At 47.1% G+C, this 18,649-nt stretch carries 19 protein-coding genes; all 19 read right to left on the bottom strand.

Annotated elements, in window-relative coordinates:
- Window positions 1-51 precede the first annotated feature (51 nt).
- The gene (tpiA, locus tag IJ369_RS04880; RefSeq protein WP_290716669.1) at window positions 52-801 is read right to left on the bottom strand and encodes a triose-phosphate isomerase; all 750 of its coding nucleotides are present in this window, start codon (window positions 799-801) and stop codon (window positions 52-54) included.
- Complete coding sequence (locus tag IJ369_RS04875) at window positions 798-1,682, bottom strand: polysaccharide deacetylase family protein (protein ID WP_290716667.1); 885 nt, start codon at window positions 1,680-1,682, stop codon at window positions 798-800. Before IJ369_RS04875 ends, tpiA begins: the two co-directional genes overlap by 4 nt.
- Before the next feature lie 44 nt (window positions 1,683-1,726).
- Window positions 1,727-2,920, bottom strand: a complete 1,194-nt coding sequence (locus IJ369_RS04870; protein ID WP_290716664.1) for a phosphoglycerate kinase — start codon at window positions 2,918-2,920, stop codon at window positions 1,727-1,729.
- A gap of 135 nt (window positions 2,921-3,055) precedes the next feature.
- Window positions 3,056-4,084, bottom strand: a complete 1,029-nt coding sequence (locus tag IJ369_RS04865) for a sugar-binding transcriptional regulator (RefSeq protein ID WP_290716661.1) — start codon at window positions 4,082-4,084, stop codon at window positions 3,056-3,058.
- Between the two features lie 125 nt (window positions 4,085-4,209).
- A complete protein-coding gene (locus tag IJ369_RS04860; RefSeq protein ID WP_290716659.1) occupies window positions 4,210-4,509 on the bottom strand; it encodes a hypothetical protein in 300 nt (99 codons plus the stop codon).
- Window positions 4,510-4,533: 24 nt separating this feature from the next.
- Window positions 4,534-4,998 carry an NUDIX hydrolase gene (locus IJ369_RS04855; protein WP_290716657.1) on the bottom strand — a complete coding sequence of 155 codons (465 nt, stop codon included), beginning with the start codon at window positions 4,996-4,998 and terminating at the stop codon, window positions 4,534-4,536.
- Between the two features lie 104 nt (window positions 4,999-5,102).
- Complete coding sequence (locus tag IJ369_RS04850) at window positions 5,103-5,771, bottom strand: PrsW family glutamic-type intramembrane protease (protein WP_290716655.1); 669 nt, start codon at window positions 5,769-5,771, stop codon at window positions 5,103-5,105.
- Window positions 5,772-5,852: 81 nt separating this feature from the next.
- On the bottom strand, window positions 5,853-7,136 hold the full coding sequence (gene hflX, locus IJ369_RS04845) for a GTPase HflX (protein WP_290716652.1): 1,284 nt from the start codon (window positions 7,134-7,136) through the stop codon (window positions 5,853-5,855).
- Window positions 7,137-7,139: 3 nt separating this feature from the next.
- Complete coding sequence (gene dapF / locus IJ369_RS04840; protein WP_290716649.1) at window positions 7,140-7,979, bottom strand: diaminopimelate epimerase; 840 nt, start codon at window positions 7,977-7,979, stop codon at window positions 7,140-7,142.
- Window positions 7,980-8,051: 72 nt separating this feature from the next.
- Complete coding sequence (locus tag IJ369_RS04835) at window positions 8,052-8,276, bottom strand: DUF378 domain-containing protein (RefSeq protein ID WP_290716648.1); 225 nt, start codon at window positions 8,274-8,276, stop codon at window positions 8,052-8,054.
- Between the two features lie 67 nt (window positions 8,277-8,343).
- Window positions 8,344-9,609 (bottom strand): M16 family metallopeptidase, encoded by a 1,266-nt coding sequence (locus tag IJ369_RS04830; protein ID WP_290716646.1) that lies wholly within the window; start codon window positions 9,607-9,609, stop codon window positions 8,344-8,346.
- A 122-nt stretch (window positions 9,610-9,731) separates the two neighbouring features.
- A complete protein-coding gene (locus tag IJ369_RS04825) occupies window positions 9,732-11,864 on the bottom strand; it encodes a polyribonucleotide nucleotidyltransferase (protein ID WP_290716643.1) in 2,133 nt (710 codons plus the stop codon).
- A gap of 172 nt (window positions 11,865-12,036) precedes the next feature.
- Complete coding sequence (rpsO, locus tag IJ369_RS04820; RefSeq protein ID WP_290716641.1) at window positions 12,037-12,303, bottom strand: 30S ribosomal protein S15; 267 nt, start codon at window positions 12,301-12,303, stop codon at window positions 12,037-12,039.
- Between the two features lie 219 nt (window positions 12,304-12,522).
- Window positions 12,523-13,419: a DMT family transporter gene (locus IJ369_RS04815; protein WP_290716638.1), complete on the bottom strand. Its 897-nt coding sequence runs from the start codon at window positions 13,417-13,419 to the stop codon at window positions 12,523-12,525.
- Between the two features lie 12 nt (window positions 13,420-13,431).
- Window positions 13,432-14,385 (bottom strand): bifunctional riboflavin kinase/FAD synthetase, encoded by a 954-nt coding sequence (locus tag IJ369_RS04810; RefSeq protein WP_290716636.1) that lies wholly within the window; start codon window positions 14,383-14,385, stop codon window positions 13,432-13,434.
- Between the two features lie 4 nt (window positions 14,386-14,389).
- Entirely contained in the window at window positions 14,390-15,301 is a 912-nt protein-coding gene (truB, locus tag IJ369_RS04805; RefSeq protein WP_290716634.1) for a tRNA pseudouridine(55) synthase TruB, read from the bottom strand.
- A 13-nt stretch (window positions 15,302-15,314) separates the two neighbouring features.
- A complete protein-coding gene (locus IJ369_RS04800) occupies window positions 15,315-16,277 on the bottom strand; it encodes a DHH family phosphoesterase (RefSeq protein ID WP_290716632.1) in 963 nt (320 codons plus the stop codon).
- Window positions 16,274-16,645 carry a 30S ribosome-binding factor RbfA gene (gene rbfA / locus IJ369_RS04795; protein ID WP_290716630.1) on the bottom strand — a complete coding sequence of 124 codons (372 nt, stop codon included), beginning with the start codon at window positions 16,643-16,645 and terminating at the stop codon, window positions 16,274-16,276. Before rbfA ends, IJ369_RS04800 begins: the two co-directional genes overlap by 4 nt.
- A 24-nt stretch (window positions 16,646-16,669) precedes the next feature.
- Window positions 16,670-18,649, bottom strand: a 1,980-nt coding sequence (infB, locus tag IJ369_RS04790) for a translation initiation factor IF-2 (protein WP_290716628.1), incomplete at its 5' end; no start/stop codon positions are given.

Genomic DNA, 18,649 nt, shown 5'->3' with positions numbered 1-18,649 from the left:
GTTGTTTTTTTATTCATTATTTGATTCTCGCCTCCATTCAGAAAGCTTTCATTATTTATTGTAATGCACGATAGAAGCAAATTCTTCTTTTAAACTTGCGCCGCCAACCAGACCGCCATCGATATCTTCCATAGCAAACAGTTCTGCGGCATTTTTGCCGTTTACACTGCCGCCGTACTGGATGCGTACTGCATCGGCAACTTCCTTGCCGTATACTTCCGCCAGCACTTCACGAATGGCATGGCAAACTTCCTGCGCCTGTTCGGATGTGGCTGTTTTGCCTGTGCCGATGGCCCAGATGGGTTCGTAAGCAATAACGACCTTCTTTACATCTTCCGCAGAAACACCTGCCAGACCACATTTGATCTGGATGCGAACCCATTCGATAGTGATGCCTGCTTCACGCTGTTCCAGTGTTTCGCCGCAGCACATGATAGGCACGATGCCTGCTTCCAGGGCTTTTTTCACTTTTTTGTTCACAGATTCATCTGTTTCCCCAAAATACTGACGGCGTTCAGAATGACCCAGAACTACATATCCTACACCCATTTCCTTCAGCATGGGTGCAGAAATTTCGCCTGTGTAAGCGCCGCTTTCTTCGAAGTGCATATTTTCTGCGCCAACGCCGATACCTGTGCCCTTCAGTTCTTCCAGAACAGGGTACAGATCAACGAAGGGCACACAGAATACCACTTCGGCATCCTTGGAAGCTGCTTTTTCTTTCATCAGTCGGCAAAACTCAGCTGCTTCCTTGGGTGTCTTGTTCATTTTCCAGTTACCCGCAATGATTTTCTTTCTCATATTTCGTTACCTTCTCTTTCCGCCGCAAAGGTTTTCTCTGCAGCCAATTCTATTTTCCGCACAACATCTTCTCCATCCATGCCGGATTCAATGGTAATGCGGGGTATTGCATTTCTTGCCGTTTCTCTTGTGATCACACCATTTTCGATGGTAAATTGCAGCACATAGCCATCCTCTTCCAAAAGCCGCTGGGATTCCTCCGTATAGCGCCCATTGGGATAGGCCATGGCTTTCACATGCTTTCCTTCCCGATTATCCGTCAGAGTGGCTTCGCTTTTCTGCATGGAAGCAAGGAATTCTGTTTCCTTTCCTTCCTCCACAGGCTGATGATCCGCCGTATGGCTATAGATCTTCATCCAGCCGCCATCTTCCATCTCTTCCGCCTGTTTCCAGGTGAATTTCCGGATACCGATCTGCTCTGTAACGTAATCCGTCACGGCAAAAACAGAAGCGGGCATACGATATTTCTGGAACAAAGGATATCCCAATTCATAATTGCTGTAATACCCATCATCCATGGTGATGCAGAGATACTTCTCTCCCAAAGAAAGCCCTTTCCCCGTCAGGCGGTGATCATATTCCACCTTTCTGAGCAGGCTGTCCAGCTTTTCCAGCGTGATGATCTTATATCCCTGAGATCTGAAATACCGCAGATGGTCTTCCAGTTCCTCCGCCGTTGTTACCACGCCATTCCCGCTACCCATATCCCGGGCAGCAAAATGATGATACATCAGCACAGGAATATATTCTCCATACAGTTTCTCCGGGTCAGAAGCTTCCACGGCAATTTTTACATATCGGGGCTCTGCTGCACTCTTCTCCTCTGCTGCATAAGCAACAGAACCGGAAAAGAGGGAAAAGACCAAAGCAAACACAGCCACCGCTATTTTCCTTCTCCCCATTTTTATTTCCGTTCTTTCGATTGTTACTTATCATCCACCGCAACAACACCAGGCAGTTCCTTGCCTTCCAGGAATTCCAGAGAAGCACCGCCGCCTGTGGAGATATGTGTCATCTTATCGCCATAGCCCAGCTGATTTACTGCCGCCGCAGAGTCGCCGCCGCCGATGATCGTTGTTGCATCGATCTCAGCCATAGCTTCTGCTACAGCCTTTGTACCTTTTGCAAAGTTTTCGAACTCGAAAACGCCCATGGGGCCATTCCAAACAACTGTTTTTGCACCTTTGATGGCATCAGCGAACTGTTTTCTTGTTTCTTCGCCGATATCCAGACCCTGCCAGCCGTCAGGGATCTCGCCTGTAGGCACTGTTTTATATTCTGTGTCGTTCTTGAATTCCTGTGTGATAACTGTATCCACAGGAGTCAGGAATTTCACGCCTTTTTCTTCTGCTTTTTTCATCATATCCAGAGCATAAGGCACTTTATCTTCTTCCAACAGGGAATTGCCTACTTTGCCGCCCTTTGCCACAGCAAATGTGTATGCCATACCGCCGCCGATGATCAGTGTATCTACTTTTTCCAGCAGATTATTGATCACGTTGATCTTATCGGAAACCTTGGAACCGCCCAGAATTGCTACGAAAGGTCTTTCAGGATTGTTTACAGCGTTGCCCAGGAATTCGATCTCTTTTTCCATCAGATAACCAACTGCAGATTCTTCCACAAATTCTGTTACACCTACTGTGGAGCAGTGTGCTCTATGGCTTGTGCCAAAAGCATCGTTTACAAATACGTCAGCCAGAGAAGCCAGTTCCTTGCTGTAGTTTTCTTCGTTCTTTGTTTCTTCTTTTCTATAGCGAGTGTTTTCCAGCAGAACAACATCGCCGTCTTTCATGGCAGCAACAGCTGCCTTTGCATTTTCCCCAACTACGTTTTCATCTTTCGCGAAAACAACTTCTTTTTCCAGCAGTTCAGAAAGTCTCTTTGCTACAGGAGCCAGAGAGAGTTCGGGTTTTGCTTCGCCCTTGGGTTTGCCCATATGAGAGCAAAGGATGACCTTCGCACCATCACCGATCAGTTTTTTGATGGTAGGCAGTGCCGCTGTAATCCTGTTTTCATCTGTGATCACGCCATCCTTCAGGGGCACGTTAAAGTCGCATCTTACCAATACACGTTTTCCTTTTACCTGCAGATCATCCACTGTTTTCTTATTCAGCATTTATATTTCTCCTTTCTAATTTGGCCAAAACCTTACACCTAAGAGTTTTCCCAAGAAATCACTCTATTATCAAAATAATAGCATTCTAAACATGGGACAAAAAACGTCCCTCCGGAAAGTATTATACGATAAGATTTACTTTCCCGCAAGTCTCAACATTTCCAAAGCTGCACCCTCATCCGTCACAAAAATACCATTGGGGATGCTGTGGCTGACAGCCAGCAAACTTTCTGCCTTCTGCTTGCCGCCTGCAACCACAATGATGCAGTCCATTTTGTCAATGTCATTGAAATCGATACCGATGGAGCGGGTCTCATAAACCACTTTTCCCTTCCCGTTGAAATAATATCCACATGCTTCTGCCACGGCATTATCTTTTTCCAGCTGTTTGCGGATATTTTCGTCCAAATGGCGTTTTTCCGCCATTTCAAGAGCATTACCCACACCCAAAAGCAGGATATTTGCCTGTTCCATTTCTCCGATGGTTTCGGCAATATCAGGGTCTTTCTTCATTTCCTCCAACACATGAGGGCTCAGATTATCGGGCAGATGCAGCAGACGATAATCCGCCTGCAGTTTTTCCGCCAGCTTTGCCGCCAGGGTATCCGCCTGCAATTCCAATCTGCGGCCGATACTGCCGCGGGCAGGAAGTACCATCTTCGCCTTGTTATCCAATCCTTCCGGCACCGCCTGCACCAGTTCCGCCATGGCAGAACCGCCAGCGATAGCAATACGCAGGTCATTCGTTGTGTTATCGAAAAGCACTCTCGCTGCCAGCTGGCCCATTTCCTTCTGGGCACGTTCGCTGTCTGTGCTGTCGCCCTGGGCAATGAATACCTTCTGGGCACCCAACGTTTCTGCCAGCTTTTCTTCCAGCACGGAAAGGCCCGTCAATGCAGAGAAGATGCCTTCCAGCCCTTCCAGCACTTCCATGCCTTCCTCTGTTAAACTCATACCGATCTTAGAAACATGCACCAGATTTTGCGCGCTCAGTCTTTCAATTTCACTGCGTACCGTTCTTTCCGTCATGCCAAGGGAAAGCACCACCAGGCGCCTTCCGCAGGGCTGCAGCAATCTGACAGTCTTTAAAACACGGTAGCGTTTCACCATTTCTTCTGTCAAATCCGGCGCGATTTTTTTGATCAGTTGTAATTTGTATTCCATGATTATCACACACCTTATTTGGCTATCATTTGTCCCGCAAGTTCCTTTTTCGTCCCAGTATCCGTAAAAAAAGAGGGCTCAGCGGGAAATACCCCGCCCTCTTTTTTTCTCTTTTGCAATAAAAATCAAGCCTGTTCTACTTTCACAGAATCATCAACGTCTTTATCTGTGCAGCAGCATTCGCATTCGTCATCTTCGCAGAATTCGTCTTCCAGATCATCCCAGTCATAATCCCATTCTTCTTCGTATTCGTCATCCATTCTTGTTTTCAGCAGATAAACAACGCCTACTGTTACAGCGATCAGCACAGCTGCAACCAGCGCGATCACAGCGATCAGAGTCTTTTTGTCTTCGCCGTCTTTCAGAATGATGATTCTTTCTTTCAGGCCATCAAGGTTGGGGGCTGTTTCAAAATATTTTTTCATAATCGCATCTCTCCTTTTGGATTTTTATGATTTGCTCTCACCGAATTTCTTTCTCAAAAACTCTTTGTTTTTGCGCATTTCACTATATTCATAGTATGCTTTTTTCAAGATCTGGCGTTCATCGTTGAATTTCAGCAGATGATAAGCCTCATGGAACTTGTAGAAACCGGCATCGGCGAAAAATTCCTCGCTCTGGGGTTTGCAGTAGAAGGAATTGGCGCTCATCAGATACCAGTGAACGGTTTTGTTTACGGTATCTTCGCTGCCTTTGAAGGTATACTGGGTCTTACCGACGTATTTGATGATCTCGCCGTTGGCCCCGCTTTCTTCCTTCACTTCCCGCAAAGCTGTCTGCCGATAGGTCTCGCCTTCTTCCACTGTCCCCTTAGGAAGGACCCAGCCCATGTATCTGCCATTCTGGTTTTTATACAGCAGAAGGATCTTCCACTTGTATATCACGACGCCGCCGCAGCTCACTGCTTCTATCATCGTTTTTCCTCCCGCCTATTCAGTTTTCGCATTATCTATAGTATATCTCTTTTTCTTTTCTTTTTCAAGGTATTTCCAAAAAGATTCTCCCAGCGGGTCTGAACCTACCCCAGTTTTTTCTGTCGAAAAGGAGAAATATTTTGCAGTTCTTTGATTTTTCTGAGGCCGGAAACCCAAAGCCAGACCTCCAGAGCAGCAAAAAGCAGCCAGCAAATGCCGTCTTTTTTCAAAAGAAAAAAATTATATAGACCATGGGCAAGATACGGCACAAAAAACGCCAGCAAAAGATGAAATTTTTCCTTTTTGTATTTTGCCCGCGCTAAATAATATCCCATCTGTACCCCGAATAACCCATGACCTGGTACAGAAAGCACCGCCCGCGTCAGGGCCGTTTCATAACCGCCCAAAACGGGATGGGTCACGTAAATGATATTTTCCACCCAGGCAAAGCCCAGGGAAAGAAAGACGCCATAGACAATACCGTCCAGTGGCTCGTTGAAATTTCGGTTCCCCCAGATGAGCAAAAAGAGAAATGCAAATTTTATCGTCTCTTCTACCCCCGCAGAACTGAAAAATGCCGTATAAAGGGGTGTTTCCTCATGGGGCATCTGCACCTCCAGCCAGGTGCCGCAGGCATAGACCACCGCCGCTGTGTATAGGCCAAAGAGCAGCCCCAGAAAAAGCATTTTCCACGGCTCTTTTTCGTATTTATCTTTTATATATAGAAAAAATAATCCTGCTGCAGCAGGAGCACTGGCTAATTCAATGAGCATGCTTACCTCTCCTTGCGGGAAAATAAAAAAGGAAAACCTTTTCCTAAGTAAAAAAAGTTTTCCCCTTTTGCTCATAATTTATTATTCGATTACTTTGTACTTTGCCAATCTGTTCGCGGATTCCTCATCCACATAAACCTCCAGCAGTACGCCTTCGCCGGTATGTTCTTCCTTGATGATCTCACATCTGCCATGCACCCAGCCAATCAGGCCGCCTTCTGTATAAGGTACCAGTGCTGTCATGGATTTACGGAAGCTCTGCAGCAGCTTTTCCACCCTTTCCAGAAGGATATCCATACCATTGCCCTTTGCCGCAGAAACCTGTACAATGTCCCTGGCCATGGTATCCATGGGCAAGGGAAGTTCTACGTCATTATCCATTTTGTTGAATACCGTGATAACAGGCGTATTTTCACAACCCAGAGATTTCAGTGTCTCATAAACTACTTTCATATGTTCCGCTCTGTTGGGGTTGGATGCATCCACCACATGCAGCAGGATATCTGCATACTGCAGCTCTTCCAGCGTCGCGCGGAATGCCTGTACCAGATGATGAGGCAGCTTCTGGATGAAACCCACGGTATCTGTCAGGAAAACCTCAGAACCACCGGGCAGTTCCACCTTTCTTGTGGTTGTATCCAGTGTCGCAAACAGCTTATCTTCCGCCAGAACACCTGCATCGGAAAGATAGTTCAAAATCGTGGATTTGCCTGCGTTTGTATAGCCCACCAGAGAAATGACAGGTGTGCCCTTTTTGCTTCTCTGGGCACGCAGCAATTCACGATGCGTACGAATTTCCTGAGCATCCTTATTCAGTTCCGCGATTCTATCCTTGATATAACGTCTGTCTGTTTCCAGCTTTGTTTCACCGGGACCTCTGGTACCAATGCCACCGCCCAAACGGGACATGGATGCACCAATACCCGCCAGTCGGGACAGTCTGTATTTCAGCTGGGCCAGTTCCACCTGAATCTTCCCTTCGCCGGACAATGCACGGGCCGCAAAGATATCCAGAATGACCATGGTTCTGTCCATGACCTTTGTGCCCAACATCTGTTCCAGATTTTTCATCTGAGCAGGAGAAAGTTCATCATCGCATACAATACCTGTAGCATCATAAGCTGCCACCATGGTTTTCAGTTCTTCGATCTTACCAGTGCCCAGATAATGACCGGGGTGGATGCGTTCTCTCTTCTGAATGGAACGGGCCACTGTCACAGCGCCCGCTGTTTTTACCAGCTCTTCCAGTTCATCCAGGCAGGCATCCGTACTCATAGCAGAACGACTGTTTCTCTCGTCCATCTCCACAGCTACCAGGATAACACGCTCCTGCAGTTCATTCAGTTCGTGTAATTCTTTTGCCATTTATTATACCTCCTGCAGCCATACGCCATCGAAGGAGAATGCCGCAGGGCCTGTCATATAAACATGGTTATCCGCTTCTCTCCATTCGATGGTCAGTGTGCCACCGATCAATTCTACATCTACTGTTCTGCCTGTTTTGCCGTTCAGGAAGCAAGCCACTGCTGTTGCGCTGGCGCCTGTGCCGCAAGCCCATGTTTCGCCGCTACCGCGTTCCCAAACACGCATTTTTACATGGCTTTCATCTACGATTTCTACAAATTCTGTATTCACTCTTTCGGGGAACATAGAATGGAATTCGCATACCTTTCCATATGTTTCCAGAGGGAATTCTTTTACATTATCCACAAAAGTAATCGCATGGGGATTGCCCATGGAAACGCAGGTGAATGCAAATTCCTTATCCAAAATCTGTACTGTTTCGCCGATGACAGGATTTTTATCACTTACCACAGGGATTTTCTCTGCTTCAAAAACAGGTTCGCCCATATCTACAGTAACAGATTCCACGATGCCATCTTTTACATGCAGGTCTAAGTATTTCATGCCGCCCAATGTTTCCAGTGCTACCAGGGTCTTATCTGTCAGACCTCTTTCGTAAACATATTTACCGACACAACGGGAAGCATTGCCGCACATTTTTCCTTCGGAACCATCCAGATTGAACATGCGCATACGGAAATCTCCTGTTTCGGAAGGCATGATCAGCACCAGACCGTCGGAGCCTACGCCAAAGTGACGTTCGCTCATGGCAATAGCCAGTTTTTCAGGGTTTTCCACCTTTTCTTCAAAACAATTTATGTAGATATAGTCATTGCCGCAGCCCTGCATTTTTGTAAAACGCATTCCGCCCACTCCCTTCTTTTTTCAATAATATGTATGCGGGCGGTGCTTCCCGCCCTTATCTTTCGTTTGTGTTCATTGCTTCGTCATACGCATCTGTTCTTCCTGCCCGACGGAATGGTACATCGTCAGGCACCAGAGACCGGACAGGCCTACCAGACCGAAGATCACTCTTGCTACCCAGAACATACTGCCGTGGAACAGTGTCGTCACCAGATCGAACCCAAAAAAGCCGATCAGGCCCCAGTTCAGCGCGCCAATGATGACTAATGTCAGCGCAAGAATATTTGTCATTCTCATATGAATGCCTCCTTAGAAAAATAATCGGATGATTCCGTGTTCTTAGTATTTCTAAGGAGTGCCAATTTTATTTAAAAACTTTTTGCACCAGTTTGTCGAAGTCATTTCCCTTCAGATTACCTACGGCGGAATAACTGATCTTCTCAAAATCCAGAACTTCTCTGGCAATTTGCAGCACATCTTCCGCCGTTACTGCTTCGATTTTTTCAATAACTTCTTCTGTTTCCTGCACACGGCCCCGCAGAAGCAGAGATGCACCAGCGGAAGTCATGCGATTCAAGGTACTTTCTGTGCCGATGATGAAATTAGAGATCATCTGTTCCTTCGTCACTTCAATAAGCTGCTCCGAGAAAGCCTCTGCTTTTACCGCCTTAATTTCTTCCGCAATCAGTTCGAAAACCTTTTCCGCCTGATTGGGGTTCATGCTGGCGCAGATGGTGAAGATGCCTGTATCTGCAAAGGCAGAAGTATAGCTGTAAATGGAATATGTCAGACCATTTTCCTCACGGATTTTCTGGAACAGACGGGAACTCATGCCACCGCCGAAGAGTGTATTAAAAATCGCCATGGCGTACTTTTGTGGATGTTCCCGTTCCAGACCGGGAAAAGCGATACAGGTATGCACCTGTTCCACATCCTTTTCCTTTTCCACACAGGAAATATGGTAGCTGGCTTCTGTATCATACTGCTCAAAAGCCTGTTCTCTCGTCCAGCCGCCCAGTTTGCCATTCAGTTTTTCCAGCATTTCTTCGATTTCGAAATTACCTGCCACAGAAAGAACGATATTATCGGGATGATAATTCCGTTCATAATATGCACGGATAAATTTGGAATCAAATGCACTGATGGTTTCTTCTGTGCCCAAAATAGGCATGCCCAGAGAACTTTCTCTCCAGATCGCATCCTGCAGGGCATCGTGGACCAGTTCTTCCGGCGCATCGTCATACATATAAATTTCTTCTGTAATGACATTTCGCTCCTTCTGTACATCTTCCTCTGCAATCAAAGGATGCAGCAGCATATCGCTCATTACATCCAGTGCCCGGTCAATGTGCTTATCCAGCACACGGGTGTGATAGCAGGTATATTCTTTTGTGGTATAGGCATTGATCTGCCCGCCTAACGCATCCATTTCTTCAGCAATCTGTCTCGCAGTGCGGTTTTCTGTTCCCTTGAACATCATGTGTTCGATATAGTGAGACACACCGTTTTCCTGAGGCAGTTCATTTCTGGAACCATTCTTTACCCAGATGCCGAAGGAAATGCTCCGCACATAGGAAATGGATTCCAATGCCACTTTTATGCCGTTGTCCAGTGTTCTGATTACGACCATAACATCTCTCCTAAATCAGATTTCTGTTTCTTATCATTGGATAAATCCAAAATTTTATACAAGAAAGGCAGGCGCCTTTACAGGCTCTCGCCTGCAAACAGCCCCTGCCTGCTTTTTAAAAATTATTTTTCTTTGTTTTCTTCAGTTTCAACTGCATCCTTCATGGAGAAGTTCAGTCTGCCCTGTTTGTCGATTTCCATCAGTTTTGCAGTTACCTTATCGCCAACTGCCAGAACATCTTCTACCTTCGCAACACGTTTGTTGGAGATTTTGGAGATGTGGATCAGACCTTCTTTTCCGGGAGCGATTTCAAAGAACGCACCGAATGTCATCAGTCTTGTGATAGTACCCTGGTAGATTGTGCCGGGTTCAGGATCGCTTACGATCGCTGTGATCATATCTTTCGCTCTCTGGATGCCAGCGGGATCGATACCCTTGATGTAGATTGTGCCATCATCTTCTGTATCGATTTCACAGCCGGATTCTTCCACGATCTTCTTGATAACCTTACCTCTCGCGCCGATCACTTCTGCGATCTTTTCAACATCGATCTGCATCTGAGCGATCTTAGGTGCATAAGGAGACAGTTCTTTTCTGGGTTCTGCAATTGCCTTCAACATTACTTCGTTCAGGATATAATCTCTTGCTCTGCCTGTCTGTGCAAAAGCCTGTTCGATCATAGCAAATGTCAGGCCATGGATCTTCATATCCATCTGGATTGCTGTGATACCTTCGCTTGTACCAGCTACTTTGAAGTCCATATCGCCGAAGAAGTCTTCTACACCCTGAATGTCTGTGATTTCGATGAAGTCATCGTCGCTGTCGCCTGTTACCAGACCAACGGAGATACCTGCAACGGGGCGTTTGATGGGAACACCTGCAGCCATCAGGGACAGTGTGGAACCGCAGATAGAAGCCTGAGATGTGGAACCGTTGGAGGACAGGATATCGGAAACCAGACGGATGGAGTAAGGGAATTCTTCTTCGCTGGGGATTACGGGCAGCAGTGCTCTTTCGCCCAGTGCGCCGTGGCCGATTTCACGTCTGCCGGGGCCTCTGGAAGTTTTTGCTTCACCTACAGAGAAACCGGGGAAGTTGTAGTGGTGGATATATCTCTTTCCTGTTTCGTTTGCATCCAGACCATCCAGTCTCTGACCTTCGCTGATGGCACCCAATGTTGTTACTGTCAGGGCCTGTGTCTGGCCTCTGGAGAACAGAGCGGAGCCATGTACGCGAGGCAGTACGTCTACTTCTGCAGACAGTTTTCTGATTTCTTCGATACCACGGCCGTCGGGACGTTTGTGGTCTCTCAGGATCATTCTTCTAACTGTCATTTTCTGGAATTTATAAATGATGTCGCCGATCAGAGCGTTTACATCTGTTTCTTCGCCAACCATTGCTGTCAGCTGTTCTGTCAGAGCTTCTGTTACTTCTTCTGTAACTGCTTTGATCTTTGCGTCTCTATCCTGTTTCAGTTCAGCAAATACAGCATCTTCCATTCTTGCGTCTGTGATGAAGCCTGTTACCAGCTGGTAAGCATCTTCGGGGATCACATATTCTGTGTAAGGCGCTTTTTCTTTACCTTCTTTTGCTGTGATTTCTTTAATGAATTCTACAACCTGCAGGTTTGTATCGAATGCCAGGTGGATCGCTTCCATCATCAGTGCATCAGGGATTTCGTCTGCACCAGCTTCGATCATCATAACCTTATCTTCTTTGGAAGATACTGTCAGGTTCAGTCTTGTTGTTTCTCTCTGTTCTGCTGTAGGGTTTACTACCAGCTGACCATCACAGTAACCGATGCTTACGGAAGAAACGGGATCTGTGAAGGGGATATCAGAGATATTCAGGGCCAGGGAAGCACCGATCATAGCCAGCACTTCGGGGGAGCAATCCTGATCTACGGACATTACTGTTGCAACGATGGCTACGTCGTTTCTGTAATCCTTGGGAAACAGAGGACGCAGGGGTCTGTCGATACATCTTGCTGTCAGGATGGCCTTTTCGGAAGGACGACCTTCTCTTTTGATGAAACCGCCGGGAATTTTACCAACGGAATACAGTCTTTCTTCGTAATCGATGCTCAGAGGGAAGAAATCGATACCATCTCTGGGCTTATCGGATGCTGTTGCAGTTACCAGAACTGTTGTGTCGCCGTAGCGCATCAGACATGCGCCATTCGCCTGTTCTGCCACTCTGCCGATTTCTGCTGTCAGTGTTCTGCCAGCCAGTTCCATGGAATAGCTTCTAAACATGTTCATTCTCCTTTTCTTGAATGTCGTTTTTCTGCACCATAGATCTTCAACTTCGACCACAGCTTGTCCTATGAACAAAGTTGGAAATCTATAGTGCGCCTACTAGTGTTTTTGTTTTGATAGTAAAGAAGGGAGGATTTATTGGATCCTCCCTTTTGGTATCATCTGTGAATTACTTTCTCAGACCCAGTTCTGCTACGATTGCACGGTATCTTTCGATATCGATTTCTTTCAGGTAGTTCAGCAGGCCTCTTCTCTGACCAACCATTTTCAGCAGACCACGTCTGGAGTGGTGATCTTTTTTGTGCATTTTCAGGTGGTCTGTCAGCAGAACGATTCTTGCTGTCAGCAGAGCGATCTGTACTTCGGGAGAACCTGTATCGTTAGGTGTTCTGCCGTATTTTGCGATGATTTCCTGTTTGTTGATTGTTGCTGCCATTGTTGTTTTCCTCCTTAGAAAATATATGTTTTCTTTTTTCTGTATCCCCAGAGACTAAGTAGTGGTCGGAGTGTCCGAAAACTGAGTCACGGTTTTACAACGTTATTATATTACCACAGGAGCCCTTTCTTTGCAAGGAAAATGTAAATAAATTCTCCAAGTTTTCCCGAAAAAACAAGGCTTCCCCAGACTTGTCTTTCTCTCAAAAACGGTCGTTTTTCAACCGCTGATTTTTTGTGTTTCTTCTTCTTTTTTAGAAGAAAAATCCATCTGCGAAAGCAGTACTGCCACAAATACCACAGCGAAGCCGATGCCCATTCTGGCTGTGACCTTTTCCCCATAAAGCAGGATGGAAAAGAGGACACCAAATACGGACTCCAAACTTAAAAGGACTGTTCCCACTGTCGCATTGGTGTATTTCAGGCCAAAGGTCTGCAGCGTCAGGGAAACGCAGGTGGAAAATACCGCCAGATACAGGATATTCCCCATGGCACCCATGGAAACTGTTTCCGGCATGCCCCCTGCAAAAAGAACGCAAACCCAGCCGCAGACAGCTGCCGTACAAATTTGCACTGCCGTAAAGAGCATGGGGTCATTCCCCTGAGAATAGAGGGAAATGACGATGATATTGGCCGCGAAGATAACGCCGCATACCAGCGTGGCAATGTCGCCTAATGTCAGCCCGCCGCCCCCTGTCAAAGAGATCAGCCCGATGCCGAATACGCAAAGGAAAGCTGAAAGCACGTGGTTCTTCTTCGGTTTTTCCTTCTTCACGCCCCAATACATAAAGGGCACCATAACGCAATAGCACGCCGTCAGGAAGGCGCTCTTGCCGGGGCTTGTCCCCAGGCTCATGGCAACGGTCTGAAAGGCCGTCCCCACCGCCAGCGTCACCCCTGCCCAGAAGCCGCCAATGAAACAGCGTTTGCTCATGTGTTTCCATTTTTTCGCCACCGCAATGGCAATGACGATGCCTGCCACAGTGAAACGGGCCGCTACGATGAAGGATGTACTCAGTTCATCCGTAGCAAATTTCTGAAAAACGAAGCCGCTGCCCCAAATAGCCGCCGTCAGCAGCAGGGCAAGGTTCGCCCAAATTTTTCTGTTACCGTTCATTTCGGCACCTTCTTATTCCTGTTCACTTTTCCAGTGTTCATATTCCTCGGACGCAAAATATTCCCTTGCCTGTTCCGCATTGATGGCGATCTGTCTCTGCAGTTCGTCCACGCTGGGGAATTTCTGCTCGCAGCGCAGGAATTTATAGAAGAAGGTCTGCAGCTGTTCACCGTAGATCATCTGGTTAAAATCCAGCAGGAACGTTTCTACGATCTTCACTGTGCCGTTTACTGTAGGGTTTTTGCCGATATTTGTCACACCGTAATAGTATTTGCCTTTATACAGTGTTTTTGTGGCATAAACGCCATTGGGAGGGAACAGCTTCAGAGGGTGTGCCTCGATATTCACCGTAGGGAAACCAATGGTTCTGCCCAGTTTTTTGCCCTCTTTTACCGTACCCAGAATGAAATAAGGTACTGTCAGCATCTGGTTTGCATCTTCCAGATCCTTTTCAATCAGGCACTGACGGATACGGGAAGAGCTGACTCTTTCCTCGCCATGCAGCACTTTAGGCACACCAATGACCATAATGCCACGTTCTGCGCCCAGTTCCTTCAACATTTCATAATTGCCTGCCGCGCCTTTGCCAAAGTGATAATCCTCACCAACGACCAGCACCTGGCAGTTCAGTTTTTCAAAAATCAGTTTAACTGCAAAATCTTCGGGACTCATTGCCGCAAATTCCGCATCGAAGGGATATTCGATATAAGTATCAATGCCCATCTGTTCCATCTGGAATTTCTTCTCAGAAGGGTCCATGATCAGGGCAAAATCATCTTTCTTCTTAAAGACAAGCATGGGATGGGGAGAGAATGTGAACACGACGCTTTTCAGGCCCTGCTCCTCCGCAAACTGCTTTGTCAGATTGATCAGCGAACGATGCCCCAGGTGCAGACCGTCAAAGTTACCCAAAGTAACGGCGGTCGGCTGGCTCTGCTCGATTCGCGTGTCAGTAATATGTTCCATTTTTTTACTCCTTGATTAGCATCTTAAATGGCTTAATTAAAAAACTTTCGTTTTCTTGTTTTATTTCATAAAGCCCTACAAGATTATCTTTGAAATCATATACAGCTACGATCTCGCCAACCTTGAGGGACGCAGGTTTCTGTGTAAAATATTTCTCCTGAATTTTGCCGCCGTTATAAAGCAGCTTTGTGGATTTTTCCGCCACCTTCACCACAGGGAAATCCTTCAGGGCATCTTCCATCGTCAACAGTGCTTCTTCTGCCTTTCCCTGTTCTGCCAGCGCTTTCATCTCATCCAGCTTGATGGCATTTTCCAGAGAGAACGTGCCTGTTTTGGTACGCAAAAGTTCCGCCATATGACCGCCGCAGCCCAGAGCCTTACCGATATCAGCGCAAAGAGTACGGATGTATGTGCCCTTGGAGCAATCCACATCGATCTCTACTTTGTCAGGAGGCAGGAACTGACGGATACGGATATCATACACCTCGATCGTACGAGATTTCCGCTCGATTTCCTTACCTTCTCTGGCAAGTTCGTAAAGTTTTTTCCCGTTGACCTTCACTGCAGAATACATAGGAGGAACCTGTTCCAGCTTGCCGATGAAAGAAGCCACTACTTCACGAATTCTGTCTTCGTTGAAGTCCACTTCTTTCGTTTCCAGCACTTCGCCGGAAGCATCCTCGGTCGTTGTGGTGACGCCCAGCCGCAGCATGGCACGATAGCTTTTTCTGCCATCCATGATAACATCTGAAAGCTTTGTTGCCTTACCTACACAGACAGGCAGAACGCCTTCTGCATCGGGATCCAGCGTGCCCGTATGCCCCACTTTTTTCATGTGGATAGTCCTGCGCACAATGGCGACTACGTCATGGGAAGTAAACCCTTTTTCTTTGTATATATTGAAAATACCGTCCAAAAGGAGCCCTCCCTTACAGCATCTTTTCTACTTCCGCCAGCACCATAGCTTTGGCTTCCCCAATGGGCGCGGAAATAGTGCAGCCTGCCGCCTTCACATGACCGCCGCCGCCGAATTTCTGCGCCAGCGCGCATACGTCGTAGCCGTCGTTGCCGCGGAAACTGCCCTTCACGTCTGTTTCCGTCTTTTCATAGAAGAAACAAGCCACCTTTGCCCCCAGAACACCTTTCAAGTAATTGATAATGGCATCCAGTTCCTTATTGCTGCCGTGTAATGCTTCAATTTCTGCAGTTGTGATGGTGGAACAAACCACATCACCACCGAAAAGAAGTTCCGCATTATCCAGTGCTCTGCCCATGATTTTCAGTTCAGAAAAACTGCGGGCATCGAAAAATCTGTTGTAAATATCTGTGAAAGGAATACCATAAGCCATCAGTTCCCCTGCAATTTTCATAGTTTCGGGGGATGTGGAAGAATGACGGAAACCGCCTGTATCGTAAATCAGACCTGCATACAGACCAGCCGCTTCTGCCGCTGTGATGGGAAGTCTGTCTTTCAGCAGATTGAAAATGATCTCGCTGGTGGAAGAAGCGTCCGCCGCCACATAGTTCAGCTCACCAAAATAAGCATTACTTTCGTGGTGGTCGATATTGATCTTCTTCGCTGCCTTCTGGAACACTTCCGCTGCTGCACCCAGGCGGCCTTCGTCGCCGCAATCCAGAGCGATGAAAAGTTCAGGCACTTCCGTTTCTTCCGCCGCGCATACCAGATGCCCATTGGGAATCAGGTGGTATTTATCCGCGTATTTTTCCAGCACGACCTTTACATTCTTGCCTGCTTTTTCCAGGGCACCGCCCAGTGCCAGACAGGCACCAATGGCATCGCCGTCAGGATTGAGGTGGCCTGCCAGCACGATGCTTTTGGCTGACAGGATCCATTCCATCATTTTTTCAAAAGAGTCATTTGCTTTCATCATTCAGCATCTCTCTCTTCTTTTTCCTTTGCAATCTGGCTGAACAGCTGATCCATATGGATGGCATATTCTGCGGATTCATCCAGTTTGAATCTCAGTTCAGGTGTATAGCGCAGATTGATTCTCTGGGCAATCAGACGACGAATAAAACCACCGGCGTTCTGCAGCCCTTTCATTACGTTTTCTTTATCTGTTTCGTTACCCAGTACGGAAACAAAAACCTTGCAGTATTTCAGGTCCTGTGTTGTTTCCACACGGATCACGCTTGTCATCGCGCCAATGCGAGGATCTTTCAGTTCTGCTCTGATGATCTGAGACAGTTCCTTCATGATCTCGTCATTGATGCGGGAAAGTCTGTTGTTTGTTTTCATAATTCCTTCACCTTTATCTTGAAATTAGCGAGGTACTTCTACCATTGTGAAGGCTTCGATCCAGTCGCCTTCCTTCACATCGTTGAATTTCTTGAATACCAGACCACATTCGTAGCCCATTGCAACTTCTTTTACGTCATCTTTGAAGCGTTTCAGGCTTTCCAGATCGCCTTCGTATACAACGATGCCGTCACGAACAATACGAACCTGACAGTTACGTACGATCTTACCATCTTTTACATAGCTGCCTGCGATCGTACCAACGCCGGATGCTTTGAATGTCTGACGAACTTCTGCATGGCCCAGAACTTTTTCTTCGTAAACAGGATCCAGCATACCCTTCATAGCAGCCTGGATATCTTCGATGGCATTATAGATAACACGGTACAGACGAACGTCAACCTTTTCTTCGTCAGCGAATGCCTTTGCAGCGGGTTCAGGACGAACATTGAAGCCGATGATGATGGCATTGGAAGCGGAAGCCAGCATAACGTCGCTTTCTGTGATGGCACCAACACCACCGTGGATGATACGAACGCGTACTTCTTCATTGGACAGTTTTTCCAGAGACTGACGAACGGCTTCTACGGAACCCTGTACGTCTGCTTTTACGACGATGCCCAATTCTTTCATGTTACCGCTCTGGATCTGGCTGAACAGGTCATCCAGGGATACCTTCTGAGGTGTCTGGCTGATCAGTGTTTCTCTGTTCTTTGCGATTACGCTTTCTGCCAGCTGTCTAGCCTGTTTGTCGTTTGCCGCTACATAGAAGCTGTCGCCTGCTGCAGGAACTTCAGACAGACCCAGGATTTCAACGGGTGTGGAAGGGCCAGCTGCTTTTACTCTTCTGCCCTTATCGTCTGTCATAGCTCTGATTTTACCATAAGCAGGGCCAGCCACAACGGGGTCACCAACGCGCAGTGTACCGCTCTGTACCAGTACAGTTGCAACAGGACCACGGCCTTTATCCAGCTGTGCTTCGATGATAGCGCCTCTTGCTTTTTTGTTGGGGTTTGCTTTCAATTCTTTCATTTCTGCTGTCAGAATGATCATTTCCAGCAGGTTGTCGATGCCTTCTTTTGTATGAGCGGAAACGGGTACGCATACGGTTGTACCGCCCCAGTCTTCTGCCAGCAGTTCATATTCTGTCAGTTCCTGTTTTACTCTGTCAGGGTTTGCAGAGGGTTTATCCATTTTGTTGATGGCAACGATGATTTCTACACCAGCCGCTTTCGCATGGTTGATCGCTTCGATTGTCTGAGGCATAACACCGTCATCAGCAGCTACTACCAGGATCGCAATATCTGTAACCTGTGCACCACGCATACGCATTGCTGTGAAAGCTTCGTGACCGGGTGTATCCAGGAAAGTGATGGGTTTGCCGTCGATCTGTACTGTGTAAGCACCGATGTGCTGTGTGATACCGCCTGCTTCACCTTTTGTTACGTTCGCATGACGAATCGCATCCAGCAGGGATGTTTTACCATGGTCAACGTGGCCCATTACTACGACTACAGGAGGTCTTTCTTCCAGTTTGGATTCGTCTTCTTCCTCTTCTGTACCGAAAGCTTCTTCCATGATGTCTTTTTCTTCTTCCAGTTCCAGGATCACGTTATATTCTTCCGCGATCGTTGCAGCTGTATCGAAATCCAGCGTTGCGTTGATTGCCAGCATTTTGCCCTTTTTCATCAGGTTCATTACCAGATCAGAGCCTTTTTTACCCAGCACTTCTGCCAGATCTTTCACTGTGATGCTTTCGGGGATATATTTGATTTCGGGATCAGCATTTGCAGCTTTTTCTGCTGCTTCCAGAGCTTCCAGTTCTGCCAGCAGAGCTGCTTCTTCTTCCATTTCACGGCGTCTGCGTTCCATGGGGTTTTCTTTTACCTTCTGGCCGTTTTTGTTGCCCTTTTTATCTTTACCCTTGTTGTTATCTTTATTCTGGCCTTTGCCCTGCTGCTGATTGCCACCCTGTTTCTGGTTGTTCTGCTGCTGGCCCTTGCC

The organism is Anaerotignum sp. (assembly GCF_017483025.1).
GTDB lineage: Bacteria > Bacillota > Clostridia > Lachnospirales > Anaerotignaceae > Anaerotignum_A.
The sequence above is the reverse complement of the archived record's forward strand: the minus strand, read 5'-3'. Positions and strand labels throughout refer to the sequence as shown.